The 22,590-nt window shown below is 40.6% G+C and carries 24 protein-coding genes, 3 tRNA genes and 1 riboswitch; of the genes, 6 read left to right on the forward strand and 21 right to left on the reverse strand.

Going from position 1 to position 22,590, the window contains the following annotated elements; all coding sequences use genetic code 11:
- Positions 1 to 26 precede the first annotated feature (26 nt).
- The 8 genes from H5092_RS02270 to H5092_RS02305 form a co-directional block, all read right to left on the reverse strand.
- The gene (locus tag H5092_RS02270; protein WP_002957929.1) at positions 27 to 797 is read right to left on the reverse strand and encodes a TIGR04219 family outer membrane beta-barrel protein; all 771 of its coding nucleotides are present in this window, start codon (positions 795 to 797) and stop codon (positions 27 to 29) included.
- Positions 798 to 800: 3 nt separating this feature from the next.
- Complete coding sequence (locus H5092_RS02275) at positions 801 to 1,787, reverse strand: DUF2333 family protein (protein WP_024603343.1); 987 nt, start codon at positions 1,785 to 1,787, stop codon at positions 801 to 803.
- Between the two features lie 8 nt (positions 1,788 to 1,795).
- Positions 1,796 to 2,305 (reverse strand): copper chaperone PCu(A)C, encoded by a 510-nt coding sequence (locus tag H5092_RS02280; RefSeq protein WP_404936171.1) that lies wholly within the window; start codon positions 2,303 to 2,305, stop codon positions 1,796 to 1,798.
- A gap of 79 nt (positions 2,306 to 2,384) precedes the next feature.
- A complete protein-coding gene (locus tag H5092_RS02285; protein WP_002957925.1) occupies positions 2,385 to 2,711 on the reverse strand; it encodes a hypothetical protein in 327 nt (108 codons plus the stop codon).
- Between the two features lie 172 nt (positions 2,712 to 2,883).
- Positions 2,884 to 3,090, reverse strand: coding sequence for a PspC domain-containing protein (locus tag H5092_RS02290; protein WP_101163631.1), 207 nt, complete (start codon positions 3,088 to 3,090; stop codon positions 2,884 to 2,886).
- A 9-nt stretch (positions 3,091 to 3,099) separates the two neighbouring features.
- Positions 3,100 to 3,780, reverse strand: coding sequence for a PspA/IM30 family protein (locus H5092_RS02295; protein WP_182732820.1), 681 nt, complete (start codon positions 3,778 to 3,780; stop codon positions 3,100 to 3,102).
- A 245-nt stretch (positions 3,781 to 4,025) separates the two neighbouring features.
- Positions 4,026 to 4,958, reverse strand: coding sequence for a tRNA dihydrouridine(20/20a) synthase DusA (dusA, locus tag H5092_RS02300; RefSeq protein ID WP_039485439.1), 933 nt, complete (start codon positions 4,956 to 4,958; stop codon positions 4,026 to 4,028).
- A 123-nt stretch (positions 4,959 to 5,081) separates the two neighbouring features.
- On the reverse strand, positions 5,082 to 5,702 hold the full coding sequence (locus H5092_RS02305; protein WP_149602124.1) for a MarC family protein: 621 nt from the start codon (positions 5,700 to 5,702) through the stop codon (positions 5,082 to 5,084).
- 95 nt (positions 5,703 to 5,797) lie between these two features.
- On the opposite strand from H5092_RS02305, the gene H5092_RS02310 reads away from it, so the two are divergent.
- From H5092_RS02310 to H5092_RS02320, 3 genes are all read left to right on the forward strand, one after another.
- Positions 5,798 to 6,235 carry a transcriptional repressor gene (locus tag H5092_RS02310; protein ID WP_002957918.1) on the forward strand — a complete coding sequence of 146 codons (438 nt, stop codon included), beginning with the start codon at positions 5,798 to 5,800 and terminating at the stop codon, positions 6,233 to 6,235.
- Positions 6,236 to 6,310: 75 nt separating this feature from the next.
- Positions 6,311 to 6,778 carry a chemotaxis protein CheX gene (locus H5092_RS02315; protein ID WP_007580265.1) on the forward strand — a complete coding sequence of 156 codons (468 nt, stop codon included), beginning with the start codon at positions 6,311 to 6,313 and terminating at the stop codon, positions 6,776 to 6,778.
- Positions 6,775 to 7,203: a secondary thiamine-phosphate synthase enzyme YjbQ gene (locus H5092_RS02320; RefSeq protein WP_024589772.1), complete on the forward strand. Its 429-nt coding sequence runs from the start codon at positions 6,775 to 6,777 to the stop codon at positions 7,201 to 7,203. The genes H5092_RS02315 and H5092_RS02320 overlap by 4 nt, the downstream gene beginning before the upstream one ends.
- Positions 7,204 to 7,437: 234 nt before the next feature.
- Here the strand turns inward: H5092_RS02320 and H5092_RS02325 are convergent.
- From H5092_RS02325 to orn, 4 genes are all read right to left on the reverse strand, one after another.
- Positions 7,438 to 7,513, reverse strand: a tRNA-Gly gene (locus H5092_RS02325).
- Positions 7,514 to 7,556: 43 nt separating this feature from the next.
- Positions 7,557 to 7,632 (reverse strand) — tRNA-Gly (locus H5092_RS02330).
- Between the two features lie 43 nt (positions 7,633 to 7,675).
- A tRNA-Gly gene (locus H5092_RS02335) sits at positions 7,676 to 7,751 on the reverse strand.
- A 183-nt stretch (positions 7,752 to 7,934) separates the two neighbouring features.
- Complete coding sequence (gene orn, locus H5092_RS02340) at positions 7,935 to 8,480, reverse strand: oligoribonuclease (RefSeq protein ID WP_004336052.1); 546 nt, start codon at positions 8,478 to 8,480, stop codon at positions 7,935 to 7,937.
- A gap of 121 nt (positions 8,481 to 8,601) precedes the next feature.
- On the opposite strand from orn, the gene rsgA reads away from it, so the two are divergent.
- Both rsgA and asd read left to right on the forward strand, forming a co-directional pair.
- Positions 8,602 to 9,660, forward strand: coding sequence for a small ribosomal subunit biogenesis GTPase RsgA (rsgA, locus tag H5092_RS02345; RefSeq protein WP_004336055.1), 1,059 nt, complete (start codon positions 8,602 to 8,604; stop codon positions 9,658 to 9,660).
- Positions 9,661 to 9,675: 15 nt separating this feature from the next.
- The gene (gene asd / locus H5092_RS02350; protein WP_182732821.1) at positions 9,676 to 10,542 is read left to right on the forward strand and encodes an archaetidylserine decarboxylase; all 867 of its coding nucleotides are present in this window, start codon (positions 9,676 to 9,678) and stop codon (positions 10,540 to 10,542) included.
- 827 nt (positions 10,543 to 11,369) lie between these two features.
- Here asd and H5092_RS02355 read toward each other — a convergent pair.
- The 8 genes from H5092_RS02355 to H5092_RS02390 form a co-directional block, all read right to left on the reverse strand.
- Complete coding sequence (locus H5092_RS02355; protein ID WP_154904271.1) at positions 11,370 to 12,119, reverse strand: HesA/MoeB/ThiF family protein; 750 nt, start codon at positions 12,117 to 12,119, stop codon at positions 11,370 to 11,372.
- 35 nt (positions 12,120 to 12,154) lie between these two features.
- A complete protein-coding gene (thiE, locus tag H5092_RS02360; RefSeq protein WP_182732822.1) occupies positions 12,155 to 13,690 on the reverse strand; it encodes a thiamine phosphate synthase in 1,536 nt (511 codons plus the stop codon).
- Positions 13,691 to 13,700: 10 nt separating this feature from the next.
- Complete coding sequence (locus H5092_RS02365) at positions 13,701 to 14,492, reverse strand: thiazole synthase (protein ID WP_154904269.1); 792 nt, start codon at positions 14,490 to 14,492, stop codon at positions 13,701 to 13,703.
- Between the two features lie 5 nt (positions 14,493 to 14,497).
- On the reverse strand, positions 14,498 to 14,692 hold the full coding sequence (gene thiS / locus H5092_RS02370) for a sulfur carrier protein ThiS (protein ID WP_154904268.1): 195 nt from the start codon (positions 14,690 to 14,692) through the stop codon (positions 14,498 to 14,500).
- A gap of 19 nt (positions 14,693 to 14,711) precedes the next feature.
- Positions 14,712 to 15,722 (reverse strand): FAD-dependent oxidoreductase, encoded by a 1,011-nt coding sequence (locus H5092_RS02375; RefSeq protein WP_154904267.1) that lies wholly within the window; start codon positions 15,720 to 15,722, stop codon positions 14,712 to 14,714.
- Between the two features lie 105 nt (positions 15,723 to 15,827).
- Positions 15,828 to 17,780, reverse strand: coding sequence for a phosphomethylpyrimidine synthase ThiC (gene thiC, locus H5092_RS02380; protein WP_220492429.1), 1,953 nt, complete (start codon positions 17,778 to 17,780; stop codon positions 15,828 to 15,830).
- A gap of 140 nt (positions 17,781 to 17,920) precedes the next feature.
- Positions 17,921 to 18,035, reverse strand: a riboswitch (TPP riboswitch).
- A gap of 107 nt (positions 18,036 to 18,142) precedes the next feature.
- Positions 18,143 to 18,541, reverse strand: a complete 399-nt coding sequence (locus H5092_RS02385; protein ID WP_010555269.1) for an META domain-containing protein — start codon at positions 18,539 to 18,541, stop codon at positions 18,143 to 18,145.
- 126 nt (positions 18,542 to 18,667) lie between these two features.
- Positions 18,668 to 19,066 carry a thioesterase family protein gene (locus H5092_RS02390; protein WP_024592343.1) on the reverse strand — a complete coding sequence of 133 codons (399 nt, stop codon included), beginning with the start codon at positions 19,064 to 19,066 and terminating at the stop codon, positions 18,668 to 18,670.
- A gap of 84 nt (positions 19,067 to 19,150) precedes the next feature.
- Between H5092_RS02390 and H5092_RS02395 the strand changes: the two genes are divergently transcribed.
- Entirely contained in the window at positions 19,151 to 21,289 is a 2,139-nt protein-coding gene (locus tag H5092_RS02395; protein WP_182732823.1) for a TonB-dependent receptor, read from the forward strand.
- Positions 21,290 to 21,580: 291 nt separating this feature from the next.
- Here H5092_RS02395 and epmA read toward each other — a convergent pair whose 3' ends face one another.
- Positions 21,581 to 22,555, reverse strand: coding sequence for an elongation factor P--(R)-beta-lysine ligase (gene epmA / locus H5092_RS02400; protein ID WP_182732824.1), 975 nt, complete (start codon positions 22,553 to 22,555; stop codon positions 21,581 to 21,583).
- Between the last annotated feature and the right edge of the window lie 35 nt (positions 22,556 to 22,590).

The following is a 22,590-nucleotide window of genomic DNA, read 5'->3' on the forward strand; positions in this document are numbered from 1 at the left end:
CGCTTTGTTTAATTAGAAAATACTAATTAAAAGTGAACCTGAATACCCGCAAATGGGCCAGATGCATCAATATCAGTAGTAATATCATCTACATCATCAAGTTCTAATACCATAGAGCGGTAACCTGCTTTAACAGCAACATCTACTGCTAGGTTATCAATAAGTTCCCACGCTACGCCTACTTGGTAATCTTGTACTTTGCTATCGTCAATAGCCAAAAAGCTACCTTCAAAAAATACACTTAAACCAGTAAATGGTAAGCCGGCTTCGGCACGGCCATACGCAAGAGGCACAAAACCAGAGAAATCTTTTGTTTCGGTAAAGTTAGTACCACCATTTTGAGTAGTACCATTTACAACAATATCACCATCAAACTGCTTAGCATTTAAACCTAAGTCAATTGAGATTAAATCGTTATCAAAAATCTCATAATAAAAAATGTAATCGATGTGTGTTAAATCACTTACCGTATTTACCGTAGAGCCTACAACATAATCAGAGCCATTAAAGCTAAATGTATCTGTAAGTAGCGCAGAACCATTTAACTCAAGCTCGGTATACTTTAATTTAATATTTGGAACTAATGGTACAGGGTGCTCAAGTGCCGCGTAGTAACTTACAAAAGTCTCATCTTCAAAATTAAAATCTTGAGATGCATTATTTTTATAAGAAAATTGACCATCGTTATCTGACTTCCACCCATCAACACCTACGTATAAACCTAGTAGAGTGTCAGCTTGCGCTGCTGGTGCTAAACATGCCATTGAAAGGGCTGCTGCTAAACAATACTTTTTCATTTTTTATCCTTGAGCTAGTAGTTCGCTGAGTTCGATTAAAGCCGCATTGGCTCTAGAAATATAATTTGCCATAACTAAAGAATGGTTTGCCACATAGCCAAAACCATTGCCGTTTAAAATAAGTGGGCTCCAAACTGTTTCTTGAGTCGCCTCAAGTTCACGTATGATTTGTTGTAAGCTTACACGTGCATTTTTCTTTTCAAGCACGTCATTAAAGTCATACTCTATCGCTTGTAAAAAATGCAGTAACGCCCAAGTAGCACCGCGCGACTCGTAAAACACATCGTCAATTTCTAACCATGGTGTTCTTACTTGCTGCTGCAGTGGCGCAAGAGTTGCTTGTTTATTAGATGAATTACCCGCTAAATCGGTGTTTACTTTTTCTTGGCCTACACTGGCACTTAAACGTTGGCTTAAGCTACCTAAACGTTTTTCAGCTTCTTTAAGCCAACTACGTAAGTTATCTGCTCGTGCGTAAAATTGGCTATCGCGCTCATGCTCATTAGCAATTTGTCCACGATATACCATTAAGTAGTCAATACCTTTTTGGTACTCACCTTCGGCACTTGGCCATGCCCATGCCTCAGAGCTTATATTAAACTGCGGCTGCGCCTTTTTAAGGGCTTCATGTTCCGTTGATTGTGATTGAGAACGGCTAAAATCTTTTCGCATAGAAAGCGATAAATCACGTACCATTTCTAGTGCGCCATATTCCCACGCTGGCATATCATCCATAATAATACTTGGTGGTATTACATCATTTGATAAGTAGCCACCCGGTTTATCTAGTAAGGTATTGGCTACCGTAATTAATGTAGAAGTAGTTACATAACCCGTTACTATTTTTTCATTACGAAGCTGCGCTTGCTCTTTCGCGTTTGCAACAACGTCAAAACGTGAAGGTTCTGTGCTCCAATAAACAGCAATTGCGTAAAAAATGATAAGCAGTAAAACAATTATTCCTGCTATTTTTCCTTTATGTTGCGACATGTGTACTCCTAATGATGAGCGTGTTGAGTAGATGGTTTTGACTGCTTAGCTTGCGCTTCAAGCGACACGACTTGAGCATTAGTAAATAAGCGATTACCGTCACTAAAATATAGTGTGAGTTTACGTTCTTGTCCTACTTTTAATGGCTCTTGTGGTTCAAATGCCATTAAATGATAACCGCCAGGCTGAAAGCTGACACTTTCGTGCGCCTTAATTTCAACCGATTCAACTTGTAGCATTTTCATCATGCCGTCTACATGTGAATGTTCGTGTATTTCAACACGCCCTAAGCCATCAATAGTTGCCTTAGTTAAAGTTGCTGCGGCTCCACTGTGATTAATAAGGGTTAAATAACCTACAGTTGAAGTACTGCCAGGTAAAAACTCTCTAACTTGCGCGTTAGTTACTTCGAGCACAGCCACATCAGAACCATGATCGTGCCCTGAGTGCGCCGCCAACGATGACGAAAAAAAACTAAATATTAATGCAGAAGCCATCGAAAAACATAGTTTCGTCATCATTCTTATCCTTATGAAAACTTTAAATTACAGGCTAAATTTAACATAGTTAACCTATAATAGTCAGTCAAATTAAGGATTAAGAGGCTACTTTTTTGTTATCGGCAACAAGCCAACACAACACTGCAACAAATAGTAACGGCCATGCAATCATTATAGATCCGAATAAAAGCGCTAAAACAGTCCCTGCTAATGCCACTACACCAGCACCAACTAATCCCATAGTAATTAAAGCCACTACCGCAACTACAGCAATAATTGCGGCCAAAGCACCTACAAGCTCGAGCCCAGCCCAACTAATGTCAGCAATCCATAACGGCAACTGCCAAGAATCAATCTGCACAAACGTTATTAAATCAGTAAACAGTAATAAATAGATAATTACACATACTGCCAAAGCTTTCATAGTAATTCTCCTTATACCAACCGGCTTATACATGAGGTCTATTTAACGATAAGAAAATTGCGCTATAACTAGGCAAAAATTTTTATACTTAGCTGTTCTAAATTAAAATTTTTAACAACGTTATAGGGTGATTTAATTCGTTAAATTGTTCAAATATTTATGCCTGTTGGTATTAATACTCTTTATTTTCAAGACAGCAATGCGCTATAAAATAGCCAAGTGCAACTGCAAACGGAAAACTCAAAAACAATAAAATAGTAACTACGCGTGTTGCCCATACCGGAAAGTCCAATCTATGGGCTAAACCACTACAAACACCCGATATTTTTTTATTCAGAGTATCTTTATACCAACCTCGTTGACGATTAAAGCTGTTCATAGCAATCTCCTAAGCAGTGTGTTTTAAATTAGTATTTAAGTTCGCCTTTAAGCGAGCCAACTCAGCATCAACTTTTTCATTTTTAACTAACGACTCAATTTGGGCACTGGTAGAACTTGCTGTATCAGTCAGCTCATAAGCCTCTACTTGAGCTTCAATACCTTCAACACGCTGCTCTATTTGTTCAAAACGAGACAACGCATGAGCTACTTTATCGCTTTGTAGTTGCGTACTGATCCGCCCTCTAGCAATAGCAACATTATGGCGTTGCATTAACTGAGCTTGCTTAGTTTTAGCCATAGCCATTTTTTGCTGCAAGCGTTCACAATCAGACTTAATTTTTGCAATAGACTCTTGCAATGTTTCTAGTTGAGTTTGCTTATTTTCAATGCTTTCGTTAACGCGTTGCTTCTCAAGTAAAGCTGATTTAGCAAGGTCATCACTGCCCTTCTCAACCGCACGTTCTGCTTTTATTTGCCAAGCTGCTAATTCTGTTTTTTTAGTATCAATTTGGCGATTAATTACTTTCTCTTCACACAATAAAGCGGCTGCTGTACTACGACACTCATTCAATGCATCTTGCATCTCGGTAAGCATTAGGTTTAAAAGTTTTTCTGGATCTTCTGCTTTATCAAGCATGGCGACAATGTTTGATTGAATTACATCATTTACGCGGTTAAATATTCCCATGGTATTCTCCTGTTGATTTTTAATTAATTTCAACAAGAAGATTCCAAGAGTTGTGCCAAGTCCATCAAAAAGAAAATAAAGCATTTAAAATCATAATGGTAAATAACAAACACTCTAAATTTTAGTGACTTTAAGCTGAACAACATAGAGTGGAATTGGCCAATAAATTATGATTTTGACTAATTTTTAGGATTAAAAAAGCCACTCGAAAGTGGCTTAAATTTAGAATTTTTAAAGCTTAGTTTTTATTCTGGTACAAAGCTTAATGCTTTATCCATTACCGATAAATCAGCTTGCTTACCGTGACCACTTTCAGAAAGGTGGCGTCTAAAACCTCGCGCACCAGGCTGCCCCTGAAAAATACCGAGCATGTGACGTGCAATATGCCAAAAATTAGCACCCAAACGCATTTCTTCTTCAATGTAGTCATACATTGAACGCACTACGTCGTGGCGTGACTGCGTGTTTGCAGCATCACCATAAATTTTCTCATCAACGTCATTGAGCATAAATGGGTTGCTGTAAGCCTCACGCCCAATCATTACACCATCAATATGTTGCAAATGTTCTAGGCTCTGCTCAATTGTTTTAACACCGCCATTTAGGCTTAAGTCTAGCTGCGGATAATCTTTTTTAAGTTGATAAACACGTGGATAATCAAGCGGTGGAACTTCACGATTTTCTTTCGGGCTTAAACCATTAAGCCATGCTTTACGAGCATGAATAATAAAATCATCACACCCTACTTTATGAGACGCTTCAATAAGCGCACATAAAAACTCATACGAATCTTGCTCATCAATACCAATACGCGTTTTAACGGTAACAGGAATGCTTACTTCGTTTTTCATTGCTGCTACGCACTCAGCAACTAATTGAGGTTCAGCCATTAAACATGCGCCAAATCGGCCATTTTGAACTCTGTCTGACGGGCAACCTACATTTAAATTTATTTCGTCATAACCACGCTCACCTGCAAGTTTTGCACATTGCGCAAGCGCTTTAGGATCAGAGCCACCAAGTTGCAGCGCAACTGGGCCTTCGTGTTTATTAAAATGTAAGTAGTCGCCTCGACCAAATAAAATAGCCCCTGTGGTTATCATTTCAGTATAAAGCACAGTATGTTTAGTCATTTTGCGATGAAAAGTACGACAATGGCGATCAGTCCAATCAAGCATTGGGGCCACAGAAAAGCGTCTATCCAAAGTACATTTATTCAAAGCAAACCTCAGGGTATTAAAGTTATTAAGCACAGCTTAAAAGGCGCTGCATTTTACACAAAAGTCTAGCGAGCATCAATGTTAAGAGAAAACCTGCAAGCCAAAATAATGGGCTATGCCATTTAAAATATTGGTAACCGCAACCGAGCTTAAAATAAGCCCCATAATTCTACTTACTATACTTGCACCACTGTCACCAATTAATTTATGTACATGCGTTGCAAGCAGTAACAAAACCAGTACAACAGCCAATACAGCAAGCATCATCGAAGACGTTAGTAACTGCTCAACCCAAGTATATTCTTCATTACGAGTCATTAATACGGCGCCTAACATAGCGCCAGGGCTCGCGATAGAGGGAATCGCAAGCGGAAAAATAGCGGTTTCAGTGCTGTCGCGTACACTTTTAATTTCGGCTTCTGGTTTACTTTCACCAAATATCATTGAGAGCGCAAAAATAAGTAATATGATACCGCCGGCTATTTGAAAAGCCGAAAGCGGAATTTCAATTGCGTTAAGTAATTGCTCACCTGCAAGTACAAAAAATAAGAGCACTAATGCAGATACGCCTACCGCTTTATATATAACTTTACGTTTAAATTTCTCATCATCACCACGTGTGACTGCAATAAATACAGGTACAGTACCAATGGGGTCAATAACCGCAAAAAAGAAAATAAATATAGCTAATAGTTCGTGCATTACTGGGTTTCCTAGGTAAAAAGCGCTTAATAAAAACGCTGCAACTACAACACAGTATGTTAGTATATCACGGTAGCATAAGGATAAGAGTAATGATGAATATAGAATCACTCGTAAGTAAAGCAAAACAAGTTTGTGACAACCGTGGTGCGCGTTTTACGCCTATCCGCGAGAAAGTATTTCGCCTATTAGCCAGCGCACAAGGTGGTGTTGGTGCATACGATTTGCTTGAGCAATTAAAAATAACTGAAACGGGTGCTAAACCTGCAACTATTTATCGTGCATTAGACTTTTTAGCTGAGCTAGGTTTTATTCATAAAATTGAAAGCACAAATGCATTTATGCTGTGTCATCATTTTGATCATATACACCCAGTACAATTGTTAATTTGCGATACCTGTGGTTTTGTCAAAGAATTACACTCGAGTGTAATTTCGCATGAGCTAAATAATTTAGCTGCCGAAGGTGGGTTTGTTGTATCAGGGCAGACAATAGAAGCACATGGTAAATGTGAATCTTGCAGAGCATCATAATCCTTCAAAGTTATCCTTAGTGACTATACTCAAACTATATAGTCATTTCACAGAACAAATTTAAGAGTAGCCACTATGAATGTAGAATTCATCAATCCCTTTTTATCTTCTTTAATTAATGTTTTGAGCACTATGGCTCAAACTCAATTGAAGCCAGGTAAACCTCGCATTAAAACTGATGAGATAGCCTGTGGTGATGTATCAGGTTTGATTGGTATGGTTGGCCCGCAAACGCGAGGATCATTTTCAATTACATTTGATGAAGGATTAGCATTGACCATCATGGAGCGTATGCTTGGCGAACGCCCTGATACCATAGATGAAGAAGTTACTGATATGGTTGGCGAAATAACCAACATGGTAACAGGTGGTGCTAAAAATTTACTTGGCGAGAAAGGCTTCGACTTTGATATGGCAACGCCTATTGTGGTATCGGGTAAGGGTCATACAATTACTCACAAAAGCCAAGGTAAAAAAATCATCATGCCATTTAGCTGTGATGCTGGTAATGCAAACATTGAAGTTAGTTTCGATAAATTATGAGTTGGCAGCAAAAGCAAATTACATTAAAGCCTCGCCCGCGAGGTTTTCATATAATCGATGACGAAATATTGTCTCAGCTTCCTGAACTGGCGAGTTACAAAATAGGCTTGTTACATTTATTTATTCAGCATACCTCAGCGAGCCTTACAATAAATGAAAATGCAGACCCCACTGTTCGTATGGACATGGAGAGCCATTTCAATAAATTCGTTCCTGAGCGTCAACCTTATTATCGCCACGATTATGAAGGTGACGACGACATGCCTGCACACATAAAAACCAGTACGTTAGGCTGCGAGTTAAGTATTCCTATTTCAAATGGTTATTTAGCGTTAGGTACATGGCAAGGTATTTATTTAGGTGAACATCGCGATTCTGGTGGCTCTAGACGAGTTATAGCAACTATTCAGGGGGAGCTATTTTAATAAAAGCTCTCGGTTTCAAAGTATTGACTCCTCTGTACCTCACTCATACCTCATAACTTCAAAGTACAACAGCTTTATTGTAGGCGCATAGCTCGCGCGAGAAACCATAGCTTCTAACAACCAAAACTTTAATGCTGAATATTGCACAAAAAATAAAGTAGATAAGAGAGATTTTAAATTATAATTTTATTTATGATTTTTAATACAAAGGATTTTGAAAGGATATAAAAAGATTGGAGCGGTACACGAGGCTCGAACTCGTGACCTCGACCTTGGCAAGGTCGCGCTCTACCAACTGAGCTAGTACCGCATTACATTTTCATTCAACACTACAATTTCTTTTGGTTAGAAATTGGAGCGGTACACGAGGCTCGAACTCGTGACCTCGACCTTGGCAAGGTCGCGCTCTACCAACTGAGCTAGTACCGCATTATATTTTCATTCAACACTACAATTTCTTTTGGTTAGAAATTGGAGCGGTACACGAGGCTCGAACTCGTGACCTCGACCTTGGCAAGGTCGCGCTCTACCAACTGAGCTAGTACCGCATTTTTTATTTCTTCAGTTATTTTACGCTTAAGCGCGACAGGTCGCGTTCAACATTCTAGCAACTGAGCTAGTACCGCATTTATTGATGGTAATTCAATCACTCAAACACACTAACCCCGCGTGGGTTATCGTCTTGAGCGGGGCAGGATTCTACAATAATCCGATGTGTTTGCAAGTGTTTTTTACAAATTAAAGAAATTTTCTCTATAGACTTTTAATTCCATAATCGAATCTTTAATGTCATCCAAAGCAAGGTGCGAGCCTTTTTTATTCACTTTTGCAAGCACTTCGGGTTTCCAGCGACGTGCTAATTCTTTAATAGTACTCACGTCAAGATTGCGGTAATGAAAAAAATCTTCAAGTTCACGCATGTATTTATTCATAAAGCGGCGGTCTTGCCCAATTGAATTACCACACATTGGTGATACACCTGCAGGCACCCACTGTTTTAAAAAATCTAACGTTTGTGCCACGGCATACTCTTCATCGAATGTACTTGCTTTACAGCGCGCTGTTAAACCCGACTTACCATGCTGCGTAGTACACCACTCGTCCATACCATTTAGTAATTCATCACTTTGATGAATAGCTATGGTTGGCCCTTCGGCTAATATATTCAGGTCTGCGTCAGTGACAACCGTCGCAATTTCGAGTATTTTATCGGTCTCTGGTTCGAGTCCTGTCATTTCAAGATCGAGCCAAATTAAATTTGATTTATTAATAGTCATAATTACCTAAGCGGTGCTTTCCTTTAGATCCAACGCATTTCGATATATCATATTAGCATCAACCGTCGAGCTAAAGCTTTTTTTAGGAAAAGCGACATTTAACTAAGGTTATAGGCCTCCAGTGGCAAAACAGAAAAAATTAAGTAAAGGCCAATCGCGTCAGATCAAGGCCAACCACCAAAAGCGCATTAATAGCGCAGACTCAAGACCAGCTAAAAAAGGCGCGCAAGAGTGGCAAACCGATAATTTAGGTCAGGTCGAGAGCGCAATTGTGATCAGTCGTTTTGGCCAACACGCCGATGTCGAAACTGAAAATGGCGATGTACTTCGTTGTAATATACGACGTACCGTGTCAAATTTAGTGTGTGGTGATGAGGTATTGTTTCGCCGTGCCAAAGTAAGTGAAGGTGATTTAGCCGGAGTAATTGAAGCCACGCAAGAGCGTCGCTCGCAACTTACCCGCCCTGACTTTTACGACGGCGTAAAAGTTATTGCGGCTAACATTGATCAAATACTCATGGTATCGGCGGTATTACCTGAGTTTACCCCAAGTATTATCGACCGCTATTTAATAGCCTGTGAAGATATGGGTATTGAGCCAATTTTAGTACTCAATAAAATAGATTTAATTGATGACGCAGGTCTTAGCGAAATACAAAAAGTTCTCGATATCTATCGTAAACTTGATTACCAAGTACTCCTTGTTAGTAATATATCGGGTAATGGTATTGATGAATTAAAAGAAGTACTTGTTGGTAAAAATAACATTTTTGTTGGTCAAAGTGGTGTGGGTAAATCAACCCTCGTTAATACTGTATTACCTAACGCTGAAATATTAACTAAAGAAGTATCTGAAAACAGCGGCCTAGGCCAGCACACAACAACTGTTTCACGCCTTCACCATTTACCAAGTGGCGGTAACCTAATCGACTCGCCAGGAATTCGCGAATTTGGTTTATGGCATTTAGATGTTGAGCGTGTAACCTGGTGCTTTAAAGAGTTTAGAGAATTTATAGGCGGATGCCGCTTTAGAGACTGTAAACATTTAAACGATCCGGGCTGTATAGTTAAAGAAGCTGTAGCAGATGGCAAAATTTCTCAATTGCGCTTTGACAGCTACCACCGAATTTTAGAAACAATGGCCGATGGCCGTGCAGGCGCCCGTGCGCCTCGCGTATAATTTAGGATAAATACTGTGAGTTTAGACAAATTTAAAATCGCAATGCAGTACGCAATGCCAAAACATTTTATTTCACGCGTAGTGGGTAAATTAGCCGCAGCTAAAGCAGGTGCTTTAACAACGACTTTAATTAAACTATTTATTAAGCAATATAAAGTAGATATGAGCGAAGCCCAATACCCAGATCCGACTCATTATAAAAGCTTTAATGAATTTTTTACTCGCCCTTTAAAAGACGGCATGCGCCCAATGGTAGAAGATAGCAATATCATCATTCATCCAGTGGATGGCGCAATCAGCCAGCTAGGCGATATTGTTGACGGACAGCTAATACAAGCTAAAGGTCACGATTACAGCTTACAAGCGCTACTAGGCGGCTCACAAGATGATACAACACCATTTTTAGGCGGTAAGTTTGCAACGATTTATTTAGCACCTAAAGATTACCACCGTATTCATATGCCAATTGATGGCACACTAAGCAAAATGATTTACGTGCCAGGTGATTTATTTTCAGTAAACCCACTTACCGCGCAAAACGTGCCTAACTTGTTTGCGCGTAATGAACGAGTAGTAGCAATTTTTGAAACTGAGATTGGTCCGCTTGCAATGGTACTTGTTGGCGCAACAATTGTAGCCAGCATAGAAACGATTTGGGCCGGTACTGTCACGCCACCAGCTGGTAGCGATGTATTTAGTTGGAAATACCCAACCACTGGCGATAACGCTATCACGCTTAAAAAGGGTGAAGAAATGGGGCGATTTAAATTAGGCTCTACTGTGGTACTAGCATGGGGTGCTGATAAAGCTGAAATACTGGACGATCAATTACCTGAAGGGGTTACTCGCTTAGGTACTGCGTTTGCAAAAATTAACGACTAAAATCAATCGTTAATTAGAAATCAAAAAACCGCGTTTATTTAAACGCGGTTTTTTATTTTTGTAGGCGTAAAGCCTGCTCACGCGAAAAGCGCAGCGCCCTCTTAGCCTCTTTGTGAATAAATTACTTAAAATCTTATTACACAAAGAGAAGCAAAAGAGGAGTAAATGAGAAGACATAAAACATAGTAATTATTTATTTTTACTTCTCTAAAGCGAAGCGCTCTCAACCTCTTTGTGAATAAATCACTTAAAACCTTATTGCACAAAGAGAAGCAAAAGAGGAGTAAATGAGAAGACATAAAACATAGTAATTATTTATTTTTACTTCTCTAAAGCGCAGCGCCCTCTTAGCCTCTTTGTGAATAAATCACTTAAAACCTTATTGCACAAAGAGAAGTAAAAGAGGAGTAAATGAGAAGACATAAAACATAGTAATTATTTATTTTTACTTCTCTAAAGCGAAGCGCCCTCTCAACCTCTTTGTGAATAAATCACTTAAAACCTTATTGCACAAAGAGAAGTAAAAGAGGAGTAAATGAGAAGACATAAAACATAGTAATTATTTATTTTTACTTCTCTAAAGCGAAGCGCCCTCTTAACCTCTTTGTGAATAAATCACTTAAGATCTTATTGCACAAATAGGAGTAAATGAGAAGACACCAAAGCATAGAAATTACGAGCTTTGCTCGTCACGCCAGCAAGCTGTGCGTCAACAAGCTTGGTGCAAAAGTTTGATATGTTGTAGGCGTGAAGCTTGCTCACGCGAAAAGCGCAGCTTTTAATTCTTTAACGCTACATTTAATAAAAGGCACAAGCCCCTCAAAAACTTATTTACCACACTCTTTACACTCTGAATCTTTAATCACTTTAAAGTGCTGTTGTTTTAAAGTGAGCGCATCAAAGGTTATAAATTCACACCTCTCTGCATGCCCCAGCAATAAGTTGAGCGTAAGTTGCGCCTGCATAGAGCCTATTACACCAAGTAGCGGGCTAATCACCCCTGCGTTACTGCAATTTATAACTGGTATAGCTTCGCTTTGTGGAAAAACACAGCCATAACATGGGCTATCACTTTGCCTAAAATCAAAGCCCATTAGTTGCCCTTTGGTTGCGAGTGCAGCACCCGAAATTAACGGTGTTTTATTACTAATACAATAACGATTAACGCAATAGCGAGTACTAAAGTTATCAGAGCAATCAAGTACTATATCAGCACCTTTGAGCATGTTAGCTGCGTTACTCTCATCTAGCTTTTGACAATGCGTTACTATGTTTATTTGATTATTAAGACTCGCTAATACTTTACCCGCTGCGGCGACCTTGCTTTGTCCTAAGTGATTTATTTTATAAAGCACTTGGCGTTGTAAGTTTGAAAGCTCCACCTCATCATCGTCAATTAAAATAAGCGTTCCAATACCTGCAGCGGCTAAATATAAAAGCGCTGGGCTACCTAGACCACCAGCCCCCACTACTGCAACCGTTGAGGATTTAAGTGCTAATTGCCCTTCAAGCCCAACTTCTTCAAGCAATAAATGGCGGCTGTAACGCAGAGTTTCTTTATCGCTTAGCTCACTCACGTTTATCAGCCTTATTAGTATTACCCTTGTTAGTTTTAATTGGCACTGCTTATGGCCACTTGCAGAGCGCTTATAGCCTCTACGTAATTATCAGCTTCGGTAATCGCACGCACTACGGCAACACTGCCCACGCCTGTTTTCGCTACCTGCTCAGCACGGCTTAAATCAATACCGCCTATTGCTACTTTTGGGTAGCTTTGCATAAGTGGTACAAACTTAATCAGCTTTTCAAGGCCTTGTATTTGACCTGTCATATCTTTTGTTGTGGTTGGGTAAATAGCGCCAAATGCCATATAACTAGGGCGATAATTATGCGCACGCAGCATTTCATAAAAACCATGAGTAGAAAGCCCAAGCCTTAACCCAGCGTCTTTAATTGCCGCTAAATTAGCAATGTCTAAATCCTCTTGCCCTAAATGCACGCCATATGCACCGTGCTTAATAGCTAACTGCCAGTAGTCATTTATAAATACCTGTGCGTTGTATTGCTTGCCCAGCTCAACAGCATGCTTAATGAGCTCATCAAGCTCGTCTTGCGTTTTATTTTTAACGCGTAACTGCGCTGTTTTAATACCTTGTTGTAAGCACTTTTCTAACCAATCGGTACTATCTACAACTGCATATAAGCCAAGCGATTTACTTTCACATGGAGCAAAATCAGCAGCCATATTAAAATCAAGCGGCACATCAAAATCTAATTCATCACCCAGCCAACTCCCCGGCTCAATCACTTGTGGGTAGTCAGCTAAATTAGTAGGGAACGATGTATGAGCAACCGGTCCAATCCCTTCGCCGTAACGTACCGACTGTTTTAGCCCTTGGTTTATATATGCTTTAGCTAAAATAAAGGCGTCTTTTAATGGGTAGTCTTTAGCTAAACACGCTGCAATTACCGAAGCCATGCTACATCCGGTGCCGTGGTTATGCGGGGTTTGTATTTTTTGATTGCCTAACCAGTATTCTTCACCATTTTGTGTATTACTATCAATACAATAATCAATGCAGTAGCCACTTGGGTAATCCCAATGTCCGCCTTTAATAACAACAGCTTTTGCCCCCCAGCTTAATAGCTTATTAGCCGCTTCTTTTATTGCAGCTGGGCCAATTAAATACACACCAGTTAATAACTGTGTTTCGTGGGTGTTTGGAGTTATTACATCCACTAGCGGCAGTAAACATTCTTTTATTGCACTTACCGTGTCCTCTTCTGTTAGTAAGTCACCGCTTGAGGCAATAGCAACAGGGTCATATACAATAACGGGAGGCACAGACCACTTAGCTTTATAGTGGCTTATATGCTCGCTGATCAACTGAATTTGCTGCACATTGGCTAACATGCCAATTTTTATTACTTTGGCTTTCATGTCTTTTTCAAGCGCAAGTAACTGCGATTCAATAATATCGGTAGACACTGCATTAATAGCTTCTACGCCTAAACTATTTTGTGCAGTAAGCGCCGTAATTGCCGTGCAGCCATGTACACCAAAACTTTGCATTGCTTTTATATCTGCTTGAATACCTGCACCGCCGCCCGAATCAGATCCGGCAATTGTCCACACTACGTTATTCATATTCTTTCCTTCACTGCTGATGCCAAAATGGCATACCCATTGTTGGGGTTGATGGGGCTGCAACGTCTTTTTCAGGCATTGCTTTTGCTTGATATGCAAAGCGCCCTGCTTCAACTGCGGCTTTAAATGCGCGGCTCATAGTAATTGGGCAGCCCGCCCCTGCAATGGCTGAATTTAATAATACCGCATCATACCCCATTTCGAGTGCTTGGCAGGCATGCGATGGCAAACCTAAACCAGCATCTACTATTAATGTGGTATTGGGTAAACGCTCTCGAATAGTTTTTAAATTATAACTATTTAACAAGCCTTTACCGGTGCCGATTGGCGCCCCCCACGGCATAAGCACCTCACACCCTAGCTCATTTAAGCGCTGGCAAAGTACTAAGTCATCGGTACAATAAGGCAATACTTTAAAGCCATCATCAATCAATATTTTTGTCGCTTCAAGTAACGCAAAAGGGTCAGGCTGTAAATTGTAATCATCGCCAATCAGCTCTAGCTTAATCCAGTCGGTGGCAAATACCTCTCGGCACATTTTTGCAAGCGTTATGGCCTCTTTAACACTGTGGCACCCTGCGGTATTAGGCAGTATATTTAAGCCTGTATTTTTTATTAACTGCCAAAAGTCATCACCTGCTGCTGCACTTTGCTGACGCCTAAGCGACACGGTAACAATTTCAGCCCCTGAGGCGACTATCGATTGGGTCATAATATCGGGCGACGGATAAAGCGCAGAGCCGATTAATAAACGACTCTTTATTTGCTCACCATAAATAGTTAAACAGTCTTTAGCTTGCATGAGCTTTATCCGCCTTGAATGGGTGACAGCAACTCAACACTGTCGCCCTCATTAAGTACATAGTTACTGTGCCAACTTTGTGGAATAAATTCGCCATTAACAGCCACAGCAAAAGGCGCAACTGCACCAAAACTTTGAAGTACCTCAACGAGTGCTTTGCTATTAACATTAAGTAGCTCGCCATTAATTGTAATGTTCATTTTATTCTCACCTTCACTCTCACTCTATTCGTGAAACTGCTTGCGCCACTAATGCCGGCGCCAACATATAACCATGTCGATATAAGCCGTTAATGCTAATTACATTACCAGCTTGTGATACTTCTGGGCGGTTATCGCTAAATGCGGGGCGTAATCCGGTTTGAATATTAAGTAGTCGTGCTTCGGCAAACCCGCTATGTACGGTATAAGCGGCTGAAAGTAATTCAAGGGTTGAGCGCACTGTTGCCGCGCCGCTGTCTTGCGATTCGATTTCGGTCGCACCAATTACATATTCATTATTGGGTTTAGGCGCTATATAAATTGGATAACGCGGGTGCATTAAACGCACGGGCCTGATTAAACTTACCTCTGGTGCGTATAACCTTGCTACTTCGCCGCGCACACCTCTAAGCGGTTTATCAACTTGAGTATTTTTAGCACCAAGCCCACGGCAATCAATAATGTAGTCAAATGGTCGATTATTTATTTTGTTGTCGTTAATGGTTACGCGCTGATTAAATACAAACTTTACTTTGCGTTTGTTGAGCTGTGCAAAGCTGGCTTTATAAAATGCTTGGTTATCTATTTGCCCCTCGCAGGGTAAAAATAAGCCTTGATTAAAGCGCCCTGCAAGTTCAGGTTCAAGCTTTGTAATTTGTTGAGCATTTATATGTTCGGCAGTGTGATCAGCTAGCGGTTTTATACGCTGTGCAAAGCTTTGTAAATCGCCTTTGTCCTGTTGGTGCGCAATGACCAAAGTGCCTTGCTGCTGAAAAAAAACATCACTTTCAAGTTCAGCAATAATACCCGGCCAACGCTTCATTGAGTCAAGCCCCATTAATGCTAAGTCAGCCTCGCATAACACCGACTCAGCAAGCGGGGCGAGCATTGCTGCTGCCACTTTACCTGCGCTATTTGGGGTTTGCTCATCGTCAGCTTCAAACACCGTTACATGATGCAACTTACTTAGCTCAAGGGCAGCTAAGCGCCCTGCTAAACCAAAACCCACCACAGCAATGTTATAAAACATAAAACCTCCAAAGCAGTTATTAGTAGGTGCGAATTCACTCGCACTTCTTCAACTTTTAAAGAAGCGAGGTATAAAACCTCACCTACGTCTGCATCTAACTTTTAGCTATACCGCTTTGTGGTAAATCTCTGAGCCTGTTTGCTTAAACTCAGCTGATTTAGCTTTCATTTCGGCTTCTACATCAACCATTTTAATTTCAATAGCCTCGCCAGCATCATTTGGATCAATACCGCGTGTTTCCAAATCTTTAGCGTAATCGCGTACTTCTTGGCTAATTTTCATAGAGCAAAATTTAGGACCACACATAGAGCAAAAGTGAGCAACTTTACCTGATTCTTGCGGAAGGGTTTCGTCGTGATATTCACGAGCGCGGTCTGGATCTAAACCAATATTAAATTGGTCGTGCCATCTAAATTCAAAACGTGCTTTTGATAGCGCGTTATCGCGCTCTTGCGCGCCAGGGTGCCCTTTTGCTAAATCGGCGGCATGCGCTGCAATTTTGTAGGTAATTAAGCCTTCTTTAACATCTTCTTTATTTGGCAGACCTAAATGCTCTTTAGGTGTTACATAACACAGCATTGCACAGCCGTACCATGCTATTTGAGCCGCCCCAATACCCGAGGTAATATGGTCATACCCTGGTGCAATATCAGTCGTTAGCGGGCCTAATGTATAAAATGGCGCTTCGTCGCAATGCTTTAATTGCTCATCCATATTGGCTTTAATCATGTGCATTGGCACATGCCCTGGGCCTTCAATAAATACTTGTACGTCGTGTTTCCACGCAATTTTAGTCAGTTCACCTAATGTGCGTAGCTCACTAAACTGCGCTTCATCGTTGGCATCAGCAATCGAGCCTGGGCGAAGGCCATCACCGAGTGAAAAACACACATCGTATTGTTTTAAAATTTCGCAAATGTCTTCAAAGTGCGTGTATAAAAAGTTTTCTTTGTGATGCGCTAAACACCACTTAGCCATAATTGAGCCACCGCGCGACACAATACCGGTTACACGTTTAGCCGTCATTGGTACATAACGAAGCAGTACACCCGCATGAATAGTAAAGTAATCAACACCCTGCTCGGCTTGTTCAATAAGCGTATCGCGGAAAATCTCCCACGTTAAATCCTCAGCCACACCATTTACTTTTTCAAGCGCTTGATAAATCGGTACTGTGCCAATAGGTACAGGCGAGTTACGTACAACCCATTCGCGCGTTTCGTGAATGTAACGCCCCGTTGATAAGTCCATCACGGTGTCTGCGCCCCAGCGGGTAGACCACACCATTTTTTCTACTTCTTCTTCAATAGATGAGCTAACCGATGAGTTACCAATGTTGGCATTAACTTTTACTAAAAAGTTACGACCTACAATCATAGGCTCTGTTTCTGGATGGTTTATATTATTTGGTAAAATAGCGCGACCACGGGCTATTTCGTCGCGTACAAATTCTGGGGTAATAAATTCAGGAATACTCGCACCAAACGACTCGCCTTTATGCTGCGCGGCTAGTAATTCTTTACGAATTTCTGCACGTCCCATATTTTCGCGAACGGCTACGTATTCCATTTCAGGAGTAATAATCCCTTGGCGTGCGTAGTGCATTTGCGTTACGTTTTTACCAGCGACACCACGGCGAATTTTTGGAAGGTGATCAAAGCGAATATGATCCAGCCCTTCATCTGCCATGCGTTGCTGCGAGAACTGCGACGTCACTGATTCTAAAATTTCGGTGTCACCACGGTTTTCAATCCATTGTTCACGAAATTTTGGTAAGCCTTTGCGCACGTCTAGTTCAAAATTAGGATCGGTATACGGACCCGACGTATCGTAAACACGTAGCGGATCGTTTGACTCATAAACAGGGTTTTCATCTGTACCGCCAATAAACGTATCACTTAATGTGATTTCACGCATACCAACGCGCACGCCAGGTTGAGTACCTTCAACGTATACTTTATGAGAATTTGGGAACGGTTGACCCGTTAAGTTATAAATATATTCAGACGCGGCAGCACGAGTTTCTCGGCGTGACGCTTTATTTGTAGTATTTGACATGACTTGCCTCATTGCTTAAGGGTTGTCTTGTCAGATATTCCGAGGAATAGAGAAAGATCGTAAAGTAGCGTACATGCTACTTTGCAGCCTAAAAAATAAATCACTTTATTGTGCGCATAAAAAAAGACGCACAAGCGTCCCATTTTAGGCAGCTTGTTCCCTACGCAGGTATTAACCTGATCAGGTTCACGGATCCCGCTTTCGCGATCTCAGCCAAAAACTAATTACTTAGCTTTGGCACTCCGACAAGTATTGATATATAAATTTTGTTCGTCGATTCGAAGATATTATTCAACAAATCTGCGCAGAGTGTACGTCAGTTAAAAACTGCCCGCAAGGGGCTGTTTTTCAAAAACTTAAAATTATTTAGGGATAAACACAAATGTTTGCTCGCCTTGCATGACTAATTGCTGGTCTTGCATTTTAAGCTCTGCACCTTGCTTTAAGGCTTGTAATAACTGCTGCTCAAACTCATCAAGGTCTTCGCCGCATGACTTGCGCGTCATTCCTAATTTACTTACGGTAAGGTTACTTTCTTCAAGCGAGCCTTCACCAAAAAATTTGTTACAGCCAGCAAAACCGTTTACTTGCAGTGCTTCAATAAAGCTCATTGATGCATTAAACGAAGGTGGAATTGCTAAACCATCAACACGTGATAATTGCCATTGGGTGTATTTAAGCTGCTCACTGGTAACCGTCCCTGTTGATGCGCAACCAACACATAAACCGACTATAAGCATCGGTATTGCTGCTAATTTCATGCTACTACTAACTAATTGTCTAATTAATGTAATTGTAACAATATTTATGCCCTTTATCCGTTAAAAATGCATGTTTTAAATGTAAATTTTTGTTCTATGATAGTTCAAAAGTTATGCGATTAAGTACTAAGTTGTAGTTTTAAATACGTTATCTATTTGCTCTGGTAAAAACGGTCTACCTTTTTCATTAACAGACGTTCCTATAACCAGTGCATTGAGCATTACTTTTTCATCCCTTTTACGTATAACCGTTTGCTTAAAGGCAAATTTTAAACGACTAATACGCTGCGGCTCTACAGCCACATAAAATTCATCACCTGGTAATAGTGAATGTTTATAGTCCATTTCGCTGCGCATCACGACTAGGTTAATTTTATCTTTTGCTAACTGAGCAAAATCAATACCGTGTGCGTACAAGAACTCATGTCGAGCATGCTCTAAATAATTAAAATAGACGCTGTTGTTTACAATACCTTGTAAGTCACATTCGTAATCACGTACCTTGAAGTCAACTTTAAAGGTCATATTAGTAATCCTGATTATTTAACGTATAATTGCCGCGTTTATAGCACATGTGTTTAAATAATTGCTACCATACGAGTCCCTAAAATGGAGTTAAGTAACCCAATGAACTTACGTTTGTCTTTAATTACTGCCGCACTTTTACCGCTGCTTGGTGCACCAATTGCAGCTAACGCTGATGATAGCGACCTAGAAAGAATTGTTGTAACTGGCGATTTTCAGCGCGAAAGCATTCAAACTTTAAGCGCAAGTGCGAGCTTATTCAGCGAAGATGAAATTAATCAACGTGGTGCAAGTTACTTAGACGAAATGTTAGGCAGTACCGCCAATGTAAATTTTGCATCTGGTGCGTCGCGCGGTCGTTATATTCAAATTCGTGGCGTGGGACTTCGTTCACAATTTGTAGACCCTATTAATCCATCTGTAGGCTTAGTTATTGATGGTATTAACTATTCTGGCCTTGGTGGCAGTTCATTATTATTTGATATAGACCAAGTAGAAATTTATCGTGGCCCACAAGGTACACGCTTTGGCGCAGACGGTATGGCCGGTATGATCCAAATGGGTTCAGCTAAAGCCACAAGCGATCCAAGCTTAAAATTACAAGTAGGTGCTGGCACATACAACACCCGCGAAGCAGGTATTGCAGCAAGCACAGGCTTAACAGATGACACTAGCGCACGCGTTAGCTACTTTCGCAGAAAGTCAGACGGTTACGTAGATAACTTGTACTTAAATGACGAAACACAAAATCAAGACGAACAAGTAGCCCGCTTTAAATTAAACAGCCAGCTTACAAAGCATTTAAATACTGAGTTAAACCTTCACTATATTGACATAAACAATGGTTACGATGCGTTTACGCTTGATAACAGCCGCAATAGTGTTGCCGATGAACCAGGGCAAGATAATCAACAAAGCTACGCAATAGGTGTTAATAATACTTACACGGGTTTTGACGCTTTTGATGTAAACCTAAACCTGTCGGCTATTGATACCGAATTACTTTACAGCTTTGACGAAGATTGGGTATGTAACGATACAAGTGAACCACAGTTATGTGCTGCTGGCTTACATCCAGATGGATACAGCTATGAAGACGCTTACTATCGCGATCGTGATGATAGAGCAGCTGAATTACAGCTCAGTGGAAAATTAAAAAATTGGGTCTTGGGGGCATATTACCAAGTGCGTGATGTAGACCTTGACCGTCAACGTAGAAAATTTTCTGAATACCAAACCTTTAATTCTCGATATGAAGTAAGTAATACTGCGATTTATGGCCAAGTAGAGACATCAATTGGTCCAAAAACTACATTAATTACTGGTTTACGTGTAGAGCAATACCAAGGTGACTACACCGATAGCAATGGCTTTATAGAAGATACTGACGATGTAATGGTTGGCGGTAAAATTGCGCTAGAGTATCAGGTAATTGATCGTACGATGATCTACACCAGCATTACGCGTGGCTACAAAGCTGGCGGTATTAATTCAGAAGCACTGGCTACAGCAAAAGATGAAGGCTTAAACCTAAGCGCTGATTTTCTCCAGCAGCACACCAGCTTCGACCCTGAATATTTATGGAGTGGCGAATTTGGTGTTAAAGGTTCATCGCTTGATGACAAATTTACACTTCGCTTAGCCGCATTTTACATGCATCGTGACAACATGCAGTTAAAAGGATGGTTAATAGAAGATCAACAATTTACCAGTTATGTTGATAACGCAAGTTCTGGCAGCAATTACGGACTAGAAGTTGAAGGAAGTTACCAACTAACCGATAACCTGTTTTTAACAGGTAGTGCTGGTTACTTAAATACTGAAATAGACGATTTTGTTGCTAGATCTAATATCTATCAAGCCCCTTTAAACCAAGACGGTCGTGAGCAAGCACAGTCACCTAAATACCAGTATGCGTTTACTGCTCGCTATAACTTTACAAGTGAGCTTTACGGTATGATTGGTGTTGAAGGTAAGGACGATTACTACTTCTCAGACAGTCATAACTCACAAGCACCAAGCAGCAACTTAGTTAATTTAAGCTTTGGCTACGAAGCAGACATGTGGGCAGTTCGCGCATGGGCTCGTAATGTATTTGACGAAACAGTCCCTACACGTGGTTTTGAATTTGGTAATGACCCACAAGATGGTTACGCAACGCATACCTATACACAATTAGGTGAGCCTCGCGTAGCAGGTGTTACGTTCACACTTAATCTGTAAAGCATAGCCGTTGGCTTTCAAATGAAAGCTACAGCAAGCAATAAAAAAACACCGCGTTTAATTTAAACGCGGTGTTTTTTATTTGTAGGTGAGGTTTTATACCTCGCTTTTTATAAAGTTAAATTACACGAGCGCGAAATAAATTCGCACCTACAAGTTTGTCGTAGGTTGTTGGGGTTGATGTTTATTGTAGGTGAGGTTTTATACCTCGCTTATTTATAAAGTTAATTTACATGAGCGCGAAATAAATTCGCACCTACAGGTTTTCCACCTACGCCTACAAGCCAAGCATCACGCTCTTTGCATATCAAACGCGATTACGTCTTTAATTTTTTCTTTATTTGTTGCGAGCATTACAAGCCTATCTATACCCAAAGCCACCCCTGCGCACTGTGGTAATCCATGCTCCAGCGCTTTAATTAAACGCGTATCCATTGGCACTTGCTTTAAACCGTTTTCAGCGCGGTATGCGTTATCTTCATTAAAACGTTTAGCTTGCTCGCTGGCATTTGTGAGTTCGTTAAAGCCATTCGCCAATTCCATATTTTTGTAATAAAGCTCAAAGCGCCCTGCTACACGTGTATCGTGTTCACAAATTTGTGCAAGTGCCGCTTGAGAAGCTGGAAAGTGATACACAAAACATGGCTTATCTTGTCCTATTGTGGGCTCCACTTTCATACAAAATAATAATTGCAGTAAGGTATCTTTATGCGTTTCATTTTGGGCTATATCAGCAAATCCCTGCTCACACGCTAGTTGCTTTAATTGCTCTATATTTGCGGTTAGCGGATCGAGCCCAAGTGCTTGTTCAAACGCTTGCTGATAAGTATGCCTTGTTGCCGGCTCAACATCTAAAACAAGCCGCATTAGTTCATCCATTTCATCCATAAGTGCAAACTCATCAAAGCCTGGGCGATACCATTCAAGCATTGTAAATTCGGGATTGTGATGACTACCTGCTTCTTCATTTCTAAATGCTTTACAAAGCTGAAAAATAGCGCCTGAGCCTGCTGCTAACAAGCGTTTCATAGCAAACTCTGGAGATGTTTGTAAAAAAAGAGGAAGCCCACCTGCGTGCCCTGGACCTACAAATGTGGTGTTAAAACTGGCTAAGTGCACATCGGTTACACTGGCAGCACTTAAGCTAGGAGTTTCTACTTCCATTACATTACGCGTATAAAAAAACTCACGAATGCTACGTAATATCGCTGCACGTTGTTTTAGTGTTTCAATGCTTGCGCTTGGGGCCCAAAGATCTGCTGACATATTTTCTCCAAAAAAAATCCCAGCTTAAGCTGGGA

Origin of the sequence: Pseudoalteromonas sp. SR41-7, from assembly GCF_014163935.1 — a bacterium.
Classification (GTDB): domain Bacteria; phylum Pseudomonadota; class Gammaproteobacteria; order Enterobacterales; family Alteromonadaceae; genus Pseudoalteromonas; species Pseudoalteromonas distincta.

Coding starts and splice junctions, on each gene's coding strand:
- H5092_RS02270 (WP_002957929.1), bottom strand. CDS start 797: ATGAAAAAGTATTGTTTAGCAGCAGCCCTTTCAATGGCATGTTTAGCA.
- H5092_RS02275 (WP_024603343.1), bottom strand. CDS start 1,787: ATGTCGCAACATAAAGGAAAAATAGCAGGAATAATTGTTTTACTGCTT.
- H5092_RS02280 (WP_404936171.1), bottom strand. CDS start 2,305: ATGACGAAACTATGTTTTTCGATGGCTTCTGCATTAATATTTAGTTTT.
- H5092_RS02285 (WP_002957925.1), bottom strand. CDS start 2,711: ATGAAAGCTTTGGCAGTATGTGTAATTATCTATTTATTACTGTTTACT.
- H5092_RS02290 (WP_101163631.1), bottom strand. CDS start 3,090: ATGAACAGCTTTAATCGTCAACGAGGTTGGTATAAAGATACTCTGAAT.
- H5092_RS02295 (WP_182732820.1), bottom strand. CDS start 3,780: ATGGGAATATTTAACCGCGTAAATGATGTAATTCAATCAAACATTGTC.
- dusA (WP_039485439.1), bottom strand. CDS start 4,958: ATGCTTGATTGGACTGATCGCCATTGTCGTACTTTTCATCGCAAAATG.
- H5092_RS02305 (WP_149602124.1), bottom strand. CDS start 5,702: ATGCACGAACTATTAGCTATATTTATTTTCTTTTTTGCGGTTATTGAC.
- H5092_RS02310 (WP_002957918.1), top strand. CDS start 5,798: ATGAATATAGAATCACTCGTAAGTAAAGCAAAACAAGTTTGTGACAAC.
- H5092_RS02315 (WP_007580265.1), top strand. CDS start 6,311: ATGAATGTAGAATTCATCAATCCCTTTTTATCTTCTTTAATTAATGTT.
- H5092_RS02320 (WP_024589772.1), top strand. CDS start 6,775: ATGAGTTGGCAGCAAAAGCAAATTACATTAAAGCCTCGCCCGCGAGGT.
- orn (WP_004336052.1), bottom strand. CDS start 8,480: ATGACTATTAATAAATCAAATTTAATTTGGCTCGATCTTGAAATGACA.
- thiE (WP_182732822.1), bottom strand. CDS start 13,690: ATGAATAACGTAGTGTGGACAATTGCCGGATCTGATTCGGGCGGCGGT.
- H5092_RS02365 (WP_154904269.1), bottom strand. CDS start 14,492: ATGCAAGCTAAAGACTGTTTAACTATTTATGGTGAGCAAATAAAGAGT.
- thiS (WP_154904268.1), bottom strand. CDS start 14,692: ATGAACATTACAATTAATGGCGAGCTACTTAATGTTAATAGCAAAGCA.
- H5092_RS02375 (WP_154904267.1), bottom strand. CDS start 15,722: ATGTTTTATAACATTGCTGTGGTGGGTTTTGGTTTAGCAGGGCGCTTA.
- thiC (WP_220492429.1), bottom strand. CDS start 17,780: ATGTCAAATACTACAAATAAAGCGTCACGCCGAGAAACTCGTGCTGCC.
- H5092_RS02385 (WP_010555269.1), bottom strand. CDS start 18,541: ATGAAATTAGCAGCAATACCGATGCTTATAGTCGGTTTATGTGTTGGT.
- H5092_RS02390 (WP_024592343.1), bottom strand. CDS start 19,066: ATGACCTTTAAAGTTGACTTCAAGGTACGTGATTACGAATGTGACTTA.
- H5092_RS02395 (WP_182732823.1), top strand. CDS start 19,151: ATGGAGTTAAGTAACCCAATGAACTTACGTTTGTCTTTAATTACTGCC.
- epmA (WP_182732824.1), bottom strand. CDS start 22,555: ATGTCAGCAGATCTTTGGGCCCCAAGCGCAAGCATTGAAACACTAAAA.